General features: G+C 44.6%; 12 protein-coding genes and 1 pseudogene. 11 read left to right on the top strand and 2 right to left on the bottom strand.

The genetic code is table 11. The features are described 5' to 3' along the window. Positions 1–159: 159 nt before the first annotated feature. Positions 160–729, bottom strand: a pseudogene (locus H7F26_RS22190) (flavodoxin family protein). Positions 730–1,270: 541 nt separating this feature from the next. Then, positions 1,271–1,420 (bottom strand): anti-repressor SinI family protein, encoded by a 150-nt coding sequence (locus tag H7F26_RS04630; RefSeq protein WP_003186207.1) that lies wholly within the window; start codon positions 1,418–1,420, stop codon positions 1,271–1,273. Between the two features lie 802 nt (positions 1,421–2,222). Between H7F26_RS04630 and galE the strand changes: the two genes are divergently transcribed. From galE to H7F26_RS04575, 11 genes are all read left to right on the top strand, one after another. Next, positions 2,223–3,212, top strand: a complete 990-nt coding sequence (gene galE, locus H7F26_RS04625; RefSeq protein ID WP_003186203.1) for a UDP-glucose 4-epimerase GalE — start codon at positions 2,223–2,225, stop codon at positions 3,210–3,212. Between the two features lie 471 nt (positions 3,213–3,683). Next, on the top strand, positions 3,684–4,652 hold the full coding sequence (gene qoxA, locus H7F26_RS04620) for a cytochrome aa3 quinol oxidase subunit II (RefSeq protein WP_003186201.1): 969 nt from the start codon (positions 3,684–3,686) through the stop codon (positions 4,650–4,652). A 17-nt stretch (positions 4,653–4,669) separates the two neighbouring features. Continuing rightward, positions 4,670–6,619: a cytochrome aa3 quinol oxidase subunit I gene (gene qoxB, locus H7F26_RS04615; RefSeq protein ID WP_003186199.1), complete on the top strand. Its 1,950-nt coding sequence runs from the start codon at positions 4,670–4,672 to the stop codon at positions 6,617–6,619. A 14-nt stretch (positions 6,620–6,633) separates the two neighbouring features. Continuing rightward, entirely contained in the window at positions 6,634–7,248 is a 615-nt protein-coding gene (gene qoxC, locus H7F26_RS04610) for a cytochrome aa3 quinol oxidase subunit III (RefSeq protein ID WP_003186197.1), read from the top strand. Further along, positions 7,248–7,613 (top strand): cytochrome aa3 quinol oxidase subunit IV, encoded by a 366-nt coding sequence (qoxD, locus tag H7F26_RS04605; protein WP_003186195.1) that lies wholly within the window; start codon positions 7,248–7,250, stop codon positions 7,611–7,613. The genes qoxC and qoxD overlap by 1 nt, the downstream gene beginning before the upstream one ends. A gap of 342 nt (positions 7,614–7,955) precedes the next feature. Continuing rightward, positions 7,956–8,588 carry a response regulator transcription factor gene (locus tag H7F26_RS04600; protein WP_003186191.1) on the top strand — a complete coding sequence of 211 codons (633 nt, stop codon included), beginning with the start codon at positions 7,956–7,958 and terminating at the stop codon, positions 8,586–8,588. A 350-nt stretch (positions 8,589–8,938) separates the two neighbouring features. Beyond that, complete coding sequence (locus H7F26_RS04595) at positions 8,939–9,211, top strand: PqqD family peptide modification chaperone (RefSeq protein ID WP_061565870.1); 273 nt, start codon at positions 8,939–8,941, stop codon at positions 9,209–9,211. Next, positions 9,211–9,675 carry a lasso peptide biosynthesis B2 protein gene (locus H7F26_RS04590; protein ID WP_009329822.1) on the top strand — a complete coding sequence of 155 codons (465 nt, stop codon included), beginning with the start codon at positions 9,211–9,213 and terminating at the stop codon, positions 9,673–9,675. The genes H7F26_RS04595 and H7F26_RS04590 overlap by 1 nt, the downstream gene beginning before the upstream one ends. Further along, positions 9,672–11,672: an asparagine synthase-related protein gene (locus H7F26_RS04585; protein ID WP_185855238.1), complete on the top strand. Its 2,001-nt coding sequence runs from the start codon at positions 9,672–9,674 to the stop codon at positions 11,670–11,672. The genes H7F26_RS04590 and H7F26_RS04585 overlap by 4 nt, the downstream gene beginning before the upstream one ends. A 42-nt stretch (positions 11,673–11,714) precedes the next feature. Next, complete coding sequence (locus H7F26_RS04580; protein ID WP_016885673.1) at positions 11,715–13,640, top strand: ABC transporter ATP-binding protein; 1,926 nt, start codon at positions 11,715–11,717, stop codon at positions 13,638–13,640. Then, positions 13,634–15,442, top strand: a complete 1,809-nt coding sequence (locus tag H7F26_RS04575; protein ID WP_003186181.1) for an ABC transporter ATP-binding protein — start codon at positions 13,634–13,636, stop codon at positions 15,440–15,442. Before H7F26_RS04580 ends, H7F26_RS04575 begins: the two co-directional genes overlap by 7 nt. Positions 15,443–15,444 lie beyond the last annotated feature (2 nt).

Below are 15,444 nucleotides of genomic sequence, written 5' to 3'. Positions count from 1 at the left end.
GACCCTCCTTGTGTTTGTCTGAAAAGATACAACAAAGGTATGTAACAAGCTCCGGATTTATTCTTCAATTTTCACAAAGCCTTTTATTTATATAAGATGAAAGACCTGATCATCTCGAATAAATGCTTTTTCCATAAATAAAACCGTTTGTTCGCCTTTTTATTTGCCATGCTTTTGCCCCGTTTCCGCCTCTGCCAGCTTCCTTCTCAGTTCATTTGCAGACACAATCGCTGTCCGGTCTGTCACCACGCCGCCGGGCTTGTTCCCTTTGCCGAGCAAATAGCCGTCGAATGTCATGTTCATAAAATCAAAGATATATTGAAACTGTTGAATAAGCGGCAGCCCTTTCAAGCGGGGATCATCGTCTCCGACAGCCGCGACGTAGACCGTTTTTTTCGCCATTTGCTGTTTAAATGCAGATCTCCCGTGCTCAATCAATGTCTGTGACCAGCGGTCAATAAAGTTTTTCATCAAACCCGACATTCCGTACTAATAGATCGGAGTGGCAAAAATCAGGATATCCTTCTCCAGCACCCGGCTGATCAGGTCTCTGTAGTCATCATCAGGATACAAAGGGGCTGTATTGCCGTGCCTGTAGTCCGATACGGGCTCAATGTGATAGTTTCGCAGGTAGATCTTATCGGCATCAAGTCCGTCTACTAATCGATTCACCAACTCTTCCGTATTTCCGTTTTCGCGGGAGCTTCCGCAGATTGCTGCTATCCCCATATTCATCATCCTCCTCTGGAATGGGTCATGAATTCAGTTTAAGATAACAACAACCATCAGTAAAATTGATATTTTAGATATTTAACATCGAAAAAACCGATTATATAGGCGGATGGTTAACAGAAAAGGGAGTATGGAAAGGAAGCCCGAGGATGGTATCAAAAGGATTAAGGCCAAAAGCTCCGCCCCCTTTCAGGAGAAAGGCAATCGAAACCGATACAGAAGAAAGTGTATGGGGCTGCTGGCATCAGCGTTGGTCAGCAATGCCTCTAAAACGCCTTAATCAATCCGGTCTGGTACCCCTTAAGAGAGTGAAGCTGGAAAAAGTGAAACAACCTATGTACAGGGCAAAAGGTAAGGCTGCTCCTTAAAATGCTCGTTTCTATGGAGCAGACAGAATCTATACACAGGCAGCAAGCCTGCTGCTCAAATACGTCATTATCAATTAAAACACTCGTTAAAACAGCCGGTTGGATCATCTTGATAGACCAAGATTCAACAGAACCGCCTGTTTTTTTGGATAACTGATGCTTTTAAACGCTTATTGCTTTATCTGTTTTTCAGCATCGCTTTGGATGGGCTGACTGCGAAGAAATTCTTTCACATCTTCAATTTGCAGCCCAAGTTTTTTCGCCTCCTTCATCAAAATCACCCAATCTTTGTCCAACTTGTGTTTCGTTTGAGTATTCATAGCTTCCTCCAATATGATAAGACGTTGTTCACCTCAAAGAAAAAACGGTTCTTCCTTGAGATGCAATAAAAGTTATAAAACAACAGCCATGTGAAAACAATGACAAATTTCATAAAAAATTCACAAAGTCATCATTGATAAACCTACCTATTCCCTAAATAACTGACTAAAAAAACCAAAAAATCTTAGATTCTTACTTATAATAATAAACAATCAATTACTGACTGGATAGTATTCAAATAAAAATGATCATTTTTCCCTATTAAGAATTTCTCAATTGCAGCCGAATATCCTTTGAATATTCTAAAAACAAGGAAGGGATTTTTGAGAGGTCATTGTGTGGAAATATTGGAAAATCGATGGTTTGAAGGGGTTATTTAGATTAAAGATCTAATGGGTGGAGAGGGTTCTTTGGGCTTAGTTGCTGTATGGGTTAAAGAAGGGTAATACGAAAATACTATTATCGATCAGCATTAAGTGGAAAAAAAGAACATTGGTTTCAAATGCAGTGAAAAAAGTATAGCTTTTGCCTCAAAATCGCGTTGATTCACCAAGAGAAAACCATTGATATGGATAAAAACCCGAACTATTCCTTGTAAGGTATTTAATGGAATGAAGGTCTCTCAATTCGTTTTTCCCCCAACTTTTTATTTGAAGAAATGATGAAAAATGCAAGCCGGAAAATGCTGAAGGTGGTAAAATGAAAAAAGCAAATATATCATCTTTGTTTGAAAAAGAGATTCACAGGCGTTTTATAGATTTTAAAATAGAAGGATAACGCCGCTGAAAGGAGAGAAATGAATTGGCAATATTAGTATGCGGAGGGGCGGGCTATATTGGAAGCCATGCTGTAGCGGAACTGTTAAGCCGCAATGAAGATGTCGTAATTATTGATAACCTGCAAACTGGACATGAAGAGGCGGCTTTAAAGGGAGCTTCTTTCTATAATGGAGATCTGCGCGATGAAGCATTTCTAAGAAAGGTGTTTCAGGAAAACGACATTGAGGCTGTCATGCATTTCGCGGCCGATTCATTGGTTGGAGAAAGCGTAACAGATCCTCTCAAATATTATGACAACAACGTTTACGGAGCTGTTTGCCTGTTAAAGGTCATGAAAGAGTTCGATGTGAAGCAAATTGTTTTCTCATCAACCGCTGCAACATACGGAGAACCGGATCGGGTGCCGATTATGGAAACAGATCCGACGGATCCGACAAACCCGTACGGGGAAACGAAGCTTGCCATTGAAAAAATGCTGAAGTGGTCTGAAAAGGCATACGGAATCCGTCATGTCGTCCTTCGCTACTTTAATGTTGCCGGGGCGCATGTAGACGGCTTGATCGGCGAGGACCACCAGCCTGAAACGCACCTGATTCCGATCATTCTTCAAGTCGCGCTAGGCAAACGGGACAAGATTATGATTTTCGGCGACGACTATCCGACTCCGGATGGCACGTGCATCAGAGACTACATCCATGTGATGGATCTGGTCGACGCGCATATTCTCGCTGTCGAGAGGCTTCGAAACGGCGGAGAAAGCGCCGTATACAATCTCGGAAACGGAACGGGCTTCTCAGTCAAAGAAGTCGTTGAAACTGCCCGGAAAGTGACAGGCTGTCCGATACCGGCGGAGGTTGCAGAGCGCCGCGCAGGAGACCCGGCACAGCTGATCGCCTCTTCGGAAAAAGCGGTGAAAGAGCTTGGATGGCAGCCGAAGTACGCCGAACTGGAAACGATCATTGACAGCGCGTGGAAGTGGTTTAAAGCACATCCGAACGGCTATCAAAGCTAGAATGCGATAACGCCTATTATATAGGATAAAAAAGAGCTTTCAGTCACAGAAGAAAGCTCTTTTTTGATGTTCTTTAGTTTAAAACCGGTTGTCAGCAGGGAAAAGGAAGGGAGAAGGATAATGATTCACCATGAAAAAATTTAACAATGTGAAATTAATGATTGACCAAAGTTTTTTATTGTGGTAAACCTAAATTTGACAGATTTTTTGTTCCGGAGGGATTTGTCAGCGCTTGCTATGTGTGTAAAAAGAACTAAAAAATTACCAGTCTTTTTCCTTTGTTATTCATAATATCATGAACAAATTTTGACGATTTTGTGACATTTGGGTGAAAAAAAGGTGAACAATCGAAAAAAATAAGGCTAATTGGTGAAGATTTTGATAGCATAGCAAGGTAGAAGAAAAAAGTTTTTCAGAATCCTTTTATCTTAGATATTCTGACCAAATTTTAGACATCATTAAGGAAGGATGGTGATCCTCTTGTTCAGAGCATTTAAACCACTGATTATGCTGACTCTGCTTTCCTCCGTTTTTTTATTGGGCGGCTGCAGTCAAATCGCGGTATTGGATCCTAAAGGACCGGTTGCTTCGCAGCAAAGAGATCTTATTCTATTATCGATTGGATTTATGCTGTTTATCGTAGCGGTCGTATTTGTCCTTTTTACTGTGATGATTGTGAAATACCGTGAGCGTAAAGACAGAAAGTCTCCTTACAGCCCGGAAGTAGAAGGCAATACATTTTTAGAAATCGTCTGGACAGTGGTTCCGATTTTAATTGTTATTGCGCTGTCAGTGCCGACAGTTCAAACAATTTATTCTCTAGAAGAGGCTCCAAAAGCATCAAAGGACAAGGAACCTTTGGTCGTATATGCTACATCTGTCGATTGGAAATGGGTATTCAGCTATCCGGAACAGGATATCGAAACGGTCAACTATTTGAATATCCCGACAGACAGACCGATCTTGTTTAAAATCTCATCTGCCGACTCTATGGCATCTCTGTGGATTCCGCAGCTTGGCGGGCAAAAATACGCCATGTCCGGAATGGAAATGGAGCAATATTTACAGGCAGACCATGAGGGTACTTATAAAGGCCGAAATGCAAACTTCACAGGCGAAGGTTTTGCAGAACAAAAGTTTAATGTCAATGCGGTATCTGAAAGCAAGTTTAATGACTGGGTGAAGAAAACGCAGAAAGAAGCTCCCAAGCTGACGAAAACCCAGTACGATGAACTGATGCTTCCTCAGCATGCGGACGAAATGACGTTCTCATCTACACACCTGAAGTACGTTAATCACGGAAATGATGCGGAATACGCCATTAAAGCGCGCGAAAGACTGGGCTATAAACCGTTGTCTCCGCACTCTAAATCAGATCCGTTTGAAAACGTAAAGACAAACAAAGATCAAAAACAATCTGAAGACCAAGATTCTCACTAGGAAAGGAGGAAGCTTGCATGAATTTGAAATGGGACGAATTCATAATTACAGGTGACCCATTAATTCTTGGAGCACAGATTTCCATTTTGCTTACTTCAATTGCAATCGTATTTGTGCTGACATACTTCAAAAAATGGAAATGGCTTTGGAGAGAGTGGATTACCACCGTCGATCATAAACGTTTAGGAATCATGTACATCATTGCCGCAGTCATTATGTTCTTCCGCGGCGGTGTCGACGGGTTAATGATGCGTGCCCAGCTCACGCTTCCTAATAACGGCTTTTTAGATTCCAACCACTATAATGAAGTATTTACGACTCACGGTACGATCATGATCATCTTCATGGCGATGCCGTTTCTTATTGGGTTAATGAACGTGGTCGTACCGCTTCAAATCGGTGCGCGGGACGTTGCTTATCCTTACTTGAACAACTTGAGCTTCTGGACCTTCATGGTCGGAGCGATGCTGTTTAACATTTCATTCGTCATCGGCGGATCGCCGAATGCAGGATGGACGGCTTACATGCCGCTTGCAGGCAATGAGCTGAGTCCTGGACCTGGACAGAACTATTACTTGCTCGGACTTCAGATCGCGGGTATCGGTACGCTTCTCACCGGGATCAACTTTATGGTTACCATCCTGAAAATGCGTACAAAAGGCATGACTCTATGGCGGATGCCGATGTTCACTTGGACAACGCTGATCACTTGTGTGATTATCATTTTCGCCTTCCCTGTCTTGACAGTGGCTTTGGCGCTGATGACATTTGACCGCTTGTTCGGAACAGCCTTTTTCACTTTGGCAAACGGCGGTATGCCGATGCTATGGGCGAACCTGTTCTGGATTTGGGGACATCCTGAGGTTTACATCGTTATTTTGCCTGCTTTCGGTATTTTTTCAGAAATCATTGCAACATTTGCGAGAAAGCAGCTGTTCGGCTATAAAGCGATGGTTTATTCCATTGTGGCGATTTCGGTTCTCAGCTTTATCGTTTGGCTGCACCACTTTTTCACAATGGGCAACAGCGCGGCGGTCAACTCGTTCTTCTCGATTACGACAATGGCGATATCGGTGCCGACCGGGGTTAAAATCTTTAACTGGCTGTTGACGCTGCATCGAGGCAGAATTAAAATCACAACGCCGATGCTGTGGTCGCTTGCATTTATTCCGAACTTCGTCATCGGCGGTGTTACGGGCGTTATGCTTGCGATGGCAGCTGCGGATTATCAATATCACAACACATACTTCCTCGTATCGCACTTCCACTACGTGCTGATCGCGGGTACTGTGTTTGCATGTTTCGCCGGATTGATCTTCTGGTATCCGAAAATGTTCGGTCACAAACTGAACGAACGCATCGGAAAATGGTTCTTCTGGCTGTTCATGACGGGCTTTAACATCTGTTTCTTCCCGATGTATTTCCTTGGATTGCAGGGAATGCCTCGCCGTATTTACACATACGGAGCAGAAGACGGCTGGACTGCATTGAACATGATTGCGACATTCGGCGCATTGCTGATGGCCGCAGGATTCATCGTTCTCTGCTATAACATTTTCTACAGCTTCCGTCATTCAAAACGCGAGGAATCAGGAGATGCTTGGGGAATGGGTCGCACGCTTGAATGGGCTACATCTTCTGCGATCCCGCCGCACTATAACTTTGCGGTTCTGCCTGAGGTCACTTCACCTGACGCATTTGCGCAAATGAAGGAAGACAATGTCGAGATTCATCCTGAAAGCAAGTTTAAAAAGATTCATATGCCGAGCAATTCAGGCCGTCCGTTTATCATGTCATTATGCTTCGGATTTGCTGGATTCGGGCTTGTCTTTGAATGGTTCTGGATGGGAATCGTCGGTCTGATCGGTGTATTCCTCTGTATGATTCTTCGTTCATTTGAATATGACGACGGCTACTATGTAAGTGTTGAGGAAATAAAAGAGACTGAACGAAAGAATGCCAAGTAAAGGAGGCGGGATTGATGGAACATGCAGAACACAGCAATTCTAACGCTCCTATGGAATACCGTTCTGAAATCGGAAGGTTGAATATCCTTGGCTTTTGGATTTTTCTTGGAGCGGAGATTGCTTTATTCTCTACGTTATTTGCGACCTATGCTGTTCTTCATAACAGAACAGCGGGAGGCGTACTGCCGGCAGAACTGTTCGACGCGAAGCTCGTTTTAATCATGACGTTCCTGCTGTTAACGAGCAGTTTCACATGCGGCATTGCAGTGCATGAAATGCGCCGCGGCAGTTTGAAAGGCGTGATGATCTGGATGATCATTACCCTGTTGCTCGGTGCTGGCTTTGTCAGCTATGAGCTTTATGAGTTCAATCATTATGTACACGAAGGTGCCACTTTATCGACAAGTGCTTACTGGTCAGCATTCTTTGTTCTATTGGGAACCCACGGACTGCACGTATCGATTGGTATCTTCTGGATTATCGGCATATTGCTTCAGACGAAAAAGCGCGGCCTCACCCCGCAAACGTCTGCTAAGCTGTTTATCTCAAGTTTGTATTGGCACTTCTTAGACGTGGTATGGATCTTCATCTTTACCGGTGTCTATTTGATAGGGTTGGTGAATGTATAATGGCAGCAAAACAATCGGCTGAACACAGCCACTTTCCTTGGAAGCATATTGTCGGGTTCGTGTTGTCCATTGTGCTGACCTTATTGGCCTTGTGGGTGATCTATACGGATTTAAGCATGGCTGCAAAGCTGTGGATTATTTTCGGTTTTGCGATCATTCAAGCTGGACTTCAGCTCTTAATGTTTATGCATATGACTGAGAGTGACAGCGGCAAAATCCAAGTCGGGAATACGCTGTTTGCCGCGTTTATTGCGGTTGCGATTATTGCCGGTTCCGTCTGGATCTTCGCTGCTCACAACTATCACGGAGACAACCCTGAGGGCGGTTCTCCAGGTGCAAAACATTCTGAGCACAGCGGACATTAATTGATTGGCAAAAGAGTGCGGATTTCAACTATCCGCACTCTTTTTCATACACTCTTAACCGCGTTTTACGCCGCGGCCGAATTTGCCGTCGCCCGGCTTGCTCTTTTTAGAAAGAGTAACAGTCAGGAATGAACCATAGCTTTTAACTTGAGCACTTTCCAATTTGCGCATCTGTGTCACCTCCTTATTACTTCCAGTTGATTACATAATCATGCTATCATAGAATATAGTGGTAAAAACCACAAAAAGGCACTAAAACCCGACATCATCCTTCAATTCTATTCATGGGGTTTTTATTGCGGTATTTGTTCGGAGGAAACTGATTTAAGGAGAGTGTTACTGATGATACGCGTGTTGTTAGTAGACGACTACAGGGTTCTGACATCCGGAATGAAGGAAATATTAAAAAAATATAATATGGATGTCATCGTTTGCCACGAAGGAAATGAAGCTCTCGACCTCTTAAAAAACCAAGAGGTACATATAGACGTTTTTCTTTATGATTTAAAAATGCCGGGGATGAACGGGTTGGAACTGTCTCTTAAAACGCTGGAAATCGAACCTCAATCCAAAATTATCATTATGTTTTCGGGAGATGAAATTCACTCATATTTTAATAAGTTGATCGAGGCCGGAGTTAAAGGGTTTATAGATAAATCGTATACAGACAGCATGATAGCTTCGAGTATTTTATTGTGTTTAAAAGGGGCTGTGTTATTTCCCGACGGCTTGCTGCAAAAACTGAGGCTCGACTCCGATCTCTCGGTGGACGAGCATTTAACAGACACAGAACTGGATATTTTGCAGAAGGTGGCCAGCGGTAAAACAAATAAAGAGATCGCAGCAGACCTGCAAATGTCGACGCGGAACGTAGAGTATCACTTGAGCAAAATCTATAAAAAGCTCAAAGTAACGTCGCGGTACTGCGCAGTAAAAAAAGGGACGATGCTTAATTTGATCAAGCAGAAAGTATAGACAAAGTATATATTCGTTTTTCCCTGCAAAAGAGAGTCGATAGGCTCTCTTTTTCTTTTTCCTCCGAATAAATCCCGTAATAATGGCCCATTGATGCCATTGGCTAATCATGTCGGTTTTCGGTAGTTTTTTGCGGTTTTTTTAATATTGTCCTGTGATAATCTGATTCATGTGATCAGTTGGTAAATTCAGGGGCATCGTCGCATTGCAGGCTCTTTTTAAAACGCTCCAGCGCTGAAATGATAACGAGGGCGTGGAAAGAACATCATGCATAAAGTGCTGAAAGAGAGCTTGCCGGCTCTCTTCTCCTTTATTTTTCTGAAATCATGCATACCGGGGAGGTCTAATCTTTGAAAATTATTCGAAATCAAGAGACAGCGACAACCGTGTTGGAAAATGAATGCATCGTCCTAAACCTGGACAATGGGCAGTATTTCGGATTGGAAGGGGCTTTAAAAGAGCTGTGGATCGAAATTGAAAATGAGCGAAAGGATAAAAAAGATATTCTGATCAAGTGGCAATCGGCGTTCGATCAGACGGAAGAAGAACTATCAGCGATATTAAATGAGGCGATACAGGAACTGACACATCATAAGCTCATTAAAATAGAGAATAAAAGCTGATGAAAAAAAGAGCGCTTGTCAAAAACCACGAATATTTTACAACCGTTCATGCTTTTGTACGTATGATGCTGTTAAATTATGACTTTGAAGAAGCTTATGAAAAAATTGCGATCCACCTGTTTCCGCTGTATGCGAGCGCAAAGCAAAGAGGTGCAGGGCTTCTTGATATAGACGAACTGCACCGGAACGGCGAATATTTGTATTCCCTTGATGAAGACGACCATTTGGTCACTTCATGCGTTTCTATTGCATTAACGATTCAATCTATATTATTCAGCAATGGGTCTGATGCTGATCTCATGATCGGGGTCAAGAAAATTGATGACAAGCTGTTTTCTCACGCGTGGGTTCAAATGGAAAACGGCAAATCGATCGATCCGAATCATAAAAATAAGAATTTAAAAGTTTTACAGACATATAAGATGAGCGCTTACGCTGAAAGGTGGGTGTTATCTCTAGTATGAAAATATGGTTTGGAATGCAGGGAAACAACACCGCTTTATGGCAAGAGTGGGTTTCCGCCGTCAAGAAATGGGGACGGGCGGAACGGATTCACAGCTACAGCTGCGGGATCGCAAACATGGCTGAAGCGCATATCCGATACGATGAAGCTTTTAGACCTTCAACTCAAATAAATCTTTTGCACCCCGTCATCTTAGACGGCTGGATCAGCGGCGGTCTTAACGCAAAATCGGATGGCACCCGAAAGATCGAGCAATATGACAAGCTGTACGCATCATTGAAGCAGGACAAAGCTGCCATGCTGTCTCACTCGCATGGCGAATATACGATGGTCTGGTGGGATGACAGTCTGCATAGCCTTGTTTTGGCGACTGATACATACGCAACCCGTCCGGTTTACTACTGGGTCAGTCCGAAAGGAGAATGGTATGCAGCGAATGACATGCGCATCCTTTTGCTTGTTCATGACATTCCTTTTGCGATCGATCAAGATGTGTGCAGAATGTTTCCTACTTCGGGCTTTGCTGTAGGAGAAAACGGCTTTGAAGATCGGACATTTTTTAAAGGAATACGCAAAGTGCCTGCGGCGTCCTACGCTTTTCTCGGCCGGGATCAAGCGGTTCACGTGCACAGCTATTGGGGGCTTCCGCAGCTATTAAACGAGAAAGATCTTGCTGGAGACGCTGTTCCGAGGTTCCGGGAGCTTTTTCAGGAAGTGACAGCAGATCGTTTAAAGGATGAAAGGCATATTGTCGAATTAAGCGGCGGACTGGATTCAGCTGCCGTAACCGCCGCCGCAGTTGCAGGCGGACGCAAGGAACAGCTGCTGGCCGTCAATATATCATTTGCCGAACCCGACATGATATTAAGCCACGACAGGGACCTTGTAAAGAATATGATGCGAGATATGGATATCCCCGGCCTGATCATTCTTGGAGACGCTACAGCCAAAATTCCAAACGCGGAAATTGGGCGTGATCCGCTTTGGTTTGTAGACGGTCCTGATCCGAGAGCCAATTCACTGGTTAATGAGACTTTTACAGTGATCGCTGAGGAGTATGGTGCCTCGTCTGTCCTTACAGGTGAGGGCGGGGATTTCATTTTTAGCGGAGAAGTGTCAGTGATCGATTCCTTGCTTCGGCAGAGACGGTTTTCTGAAATCTACAAATTGCTTCGCGAATGGTCAGGCGGCAGCATGAAAGAGATGCTGAAGCTCGGATTTCAATACGGAATCGCCCCTTTCATGCCTTATATTGGAGAAAAGCTCTATTACGACCTGCTGTGGTCAGATACGGAATATGAGCTGCCTGAATATTTCACTGAAGAACACCGAAAGAGAGAATGGGAGATCAATAAAGAGGATCATCTACGCTATCGAAAAAGCCGGGAGCTCTCAGTGTGGGGCAAGAGGTTTCACTATGACTTTTTGTGGCCGAGAGCGAGGTACATGGATGCTGTTGGTGTGACATTGCATACGTACCATCCATTTTTGGACCGGCGGCTGATCGAGTTCTCATTTTCTGTACCGCCTGAACAGCATTTTGATGTTTTAAAAGGGCTTGAAGAACATTATGCAGGCTCTAAAATGCTTCTTCGCAAATCTTTCACCGATATCCTGCCTGCCAATGTTTATAACAGATCAACGAAAACAACATATGCCCATATGGCCAGGAAAAGCTTTATGAATGACCGCAGACACGTTCTTCAGTTATTTGAGCCGGGAGAGCGCGTCTTCGTTGAAGAACTCGGCATCATTAAGCGCGATATATGGTGGAAACACTTGCTGGCTATGGCTATCCGCTCTGAAGATCCAAATAATGATCTGGGCATGGGCTATCAGTACATGAGATCTGTTATTGACTTGGAAATATGGCTAAGAGAAGCATCCAAGGGGAAGGAGCACCTTCTCGACCGGAGCCGTCCGGTAAAGCCAAGGGTCATGGCTGATATCGAAACCGTCAATACGCCGGAGAAAGCCAAAATATACTCGTATCAATGACCACAATAGGTATAGAAAATGAAGGTGAAGCATGTGTGGAAGATGAAGCATATTCAAGAGCCGCTGCAAACGGCGGGCCTGCTTGGGAAAATGGTCTGGAAATCCGGTCCGCGGCTGATGATTTGCATGGTTATCTTCATGCTGATCGAAGCCGGAGCACCTTTAATCCAATTGTACGCTTCAAAGCAAATGATCGACGGCATTGTCGATCAGGAAGCCGTCATCTATGCAGAAATATGGGCTGTCATTTATGCGGGAAGCCTGGTCATGGTCAGTGTCGTTAAATCATTGGAAAAATGGGTGAAGGCAATGCTTTCTGAGAGGTCGATGATCACAGTCAACAGTTTGTTGATCGACGCTTTTGACCGCATTCCGGGGATGCGTTTTTTTGAGGATCCAAAGTACAGGGACCGGCTGGAAACACTGCGGGATCGTTCGACATGGCTTCCTTCCCAATTCATTAATATCAGTTCGAACTTGGTGACCGCCGTTATGTCTTTGGCGGGCGTCGTTTTGATCATCGCCTATCTGTCGCCCGTCCTTGCTTTCATCCTTATTTTGTCGACCGCTCCATTTGCTTTTGTCCATAATCATTACAATGAAATGGAGTGGGAATATCACAAGGATTATGCCCCTGTAAGAAGGAGGGCCGCATATGCGCGCCACATTCTGCTCGGGAGACGATCGGCCAAAGAAGTACGCCTTTTTGGCCTGGGGTCTTTCTTTCTTGATTTATATCAATCTGCTTTTAAAGGCCTATATTCTGTGCTGCGGAATATTCAGGTCAGAAGCGCGCGCTGGTCGGTTTTAACGGGTTTCTTATCGGGGGCGGGAACGGGTTTGGGGTACTTTTGGATTCTGTCCCAATCCCATTCAAGCAGTTTTTCTGTGGGGGATATATCGCTGTACTTGGGGGCCGTGTTCCAATTATCAACGGCACTCCGGGATATCGCCAAAGAAGGTGCAGATACGTTGGATATATGGAGAATGGGAAGAGACTTTTTTCTTTTTATGAACGCCGAAAAGGATATCAGGCTTCCTTCCAATGGCGAATCTCTCGAGGGCGAAGGACCGCTGGCAGTCGAATTCAAAAATGTCACCTTCCGCTATCCTTTCAGAGAAGCGGCTGCCGGCTCCCGGGTAAATGAAGCTGATGTGGATGAGGAAGACTTGGATATGCTCGATGAGCTTGAAGATGAAGAGATGCGGGGACAAGACGAACAGCCTGAATCGTATGACATGCACACAGGCTATGTTCTGAATCGAATTAGCTTTTCAGTATCACCGGGAGAAAGAATTGCCATTGTAGGGGCGAATGGATCTGGGAAAACAACGCTCATCAAACTGCTCTGCCGTTTTTATGAGTATGATGAGGGTGAGATTAAAGTGAACGGCAAAGACATCCGCAAGGTCGATCTTCAACAGCTGAGAAACAAAATGGCGGTCGTGTTTCAGGAGTTTGGCAGATACGAATTGTCACTCCGGCACAATATCGCGATAGGCCGAACGGAAGCTTTAGGCGATGAAGAAAAACTTCGCGCCGCCGCTCGGGCCGCCAAGCTGGAACCGATTGTCGAAGAGTTGCCTGAAGGGCTGGAAACAATGATCGGCCCTGAATGGGGCGGCACCGATTTTTCTGGAGGCCAATGGCAGCGGATCGCTTTAGCCAGATCGTTTATGAAAGATGCCGGACTTGTCATATTGGACGAGCCGGCCGCATCTTTGGATATTCGGGCTGAATATGATATTTTCCGGCAGTTTCAAAGCTTCACAGAGGGAAAAACGGTGATCATGATTTCCCATCGGTTCAGTACGGTAAAGATGGCTGACCGCATACTGGTTTTGAAAAACGGAAGAATCGCAGAAGAGGGAAGCCATCAGGAACTTATGGACAAGAACGGGGAATACAGCAGAATGTTCCGCATGCAGGCCAAATCGTTTCAGGGGAAGGATGAGGTATATTGCTGAAATTTTATTCGTTTTTCAAAAAGCTGCCTCAAACCGCTTCCATCATATTTTACGGTTTAACGTTGTTTTGGCGCTGCGATCCTTTTAAGTCGGCGGTTCTGTTTTTAATTACACTGCTGAATGCAATGCTCGGACCTCTCCTAGTCTGGCTGAGTGCAGAGGTGATCGATGAGATTGCACGGGCGCCGTTTGAGCTGTCTTCTTGGAATGCACTGGTTTGGGCGGCCTTTGCATACATTGCTTTTACGCTGATCGTAGATGCCCTTCAGCCTGTAGCTGAAATGCAGAAAAGGCTCCTTACCGCCAAGCTCGAAGCTTATCTTGATGAAATGCTCATGAAAAAGGCAATTTCCATTCCTGATATCGCGGCTTTTGAAGACGCATCTTTTCATACCAATACACAAATCATCCGCTATAATGAATATTTTGTCACGATGTGGGTTTCCATCGTGTCTCAAACCTTCGGCGGAATGGTGATGATTGCAGCCAGCAGTTTATTGATTGGCATGGCTGCACCGTGGGTGCCGCTGCTGTTTCTCATATTGGCCGTTCCCAAACTGTACTGGGAGGCGAAGTTAAACAACGCGACCTTTGAAGGACGGAAAGAGGTTCAGGAACTGAGGCGGCGCGCGGAATATTATGCAGGTGTCCCTCTTATGTCTGAAACAGCCGGAGAGGTCAAGATATACAATCTTGTTCCTTTTTTTAAATCCTTTTATAAAAACACCTCAATGGAGCTCCTCCATACGCTGTCCAACGATCAAAAAAAACTGGCGCTGTATCAGCTGTTCTGGTCGGTATTACAATCTTTGGCCGCAGGTGCCGTCCTGATTTACATCGTTCACCAGGCTTTTCATGGGGGATTATCCATCGGGGATGTGATGCTGTTTATCGGAGCCGCGGTTCAGTTCAATGAAGGAATCAATGAAATGTTCGCTGCTTTTGCGATCGGAGCAAGAGAAACGAGGCACCTCGGAAATGTGCATTCTTTTTTAAACAGCAAAAATTCCATGGAAAATGGGGAAACCGCTCCAGCTGTTCAAAAGCAAAAAGGATTTACATGTGATCAAGTGGAATTTTCTTATGATGGAACCAAAACGGTACTTGATATTCAACAGCTTGATATTCCATTGAATAAGACGACCGTTCTCGTGGGAGAAAACGGATCAGGCAAAAGCACACTCGTTAAATTGCTTCTGCGTTATTTTGATCCCAATCAAGGCACGATCTCGTATAATGGTTTACCGCTTTATAAGTATGATATAGAGCATTACCGGTCAAATGCCGCGGCCGTGTTTCAGGATTTTTTGCGGTACGAAATGACATTGAAATACAATATCGGTCTGGGCGACATTTCTTCATGCACCGACTTGGCCAAAATAAAAAGTGCTTCGGCTTTCGGCGGAGTGGATCAGTTTTTGCATAAGCTTGAAGACGGCTATGAAACAGAGCTTGGCAGATTGTTCGGCGGCAGGAATTTGTCGGGGGGAGAATGGCAGCGGATCGCCATATCCCGCGCATTTATGCGTGATGAGTCTGCCGACATTTTAATATTTGATGAACCCTCTTCTGCGCTGGATGTATTTATTGAGGAAGAGATATTTGATAAGCTGCAAAAGCTGACGCAGGGCAAAACAGTCATTATTGTCTCGCACCGGTTAAGCACGGCCCGTTTTGCCGACCACATCATCTTTTTAGAAAAAGGAAGGGTGGCGGAGGCCGGAACCCATCAAGAATTGATGAAAAATCAGGCACAGTACGCAGAGCTTTATCGCCTGCAAGCTGAAAAATACGCGCAATAAAG

The sequence above is a fragment of the Bacillus sp. PAMC28748 genome, assembly GCF_014250415.1.
In the GTDB taxonomy this organism is placed as follows: domain Bacteria; phylum Bacillota; class Bacilli; order Bacillales; family Bacillaceae; genus Bacillus; species Bacillus licheniformis.
Note: the sequence above shows the minus strand (reverse complement) of the source record. Positions and strands in the feature narration are given on the sequence as shown.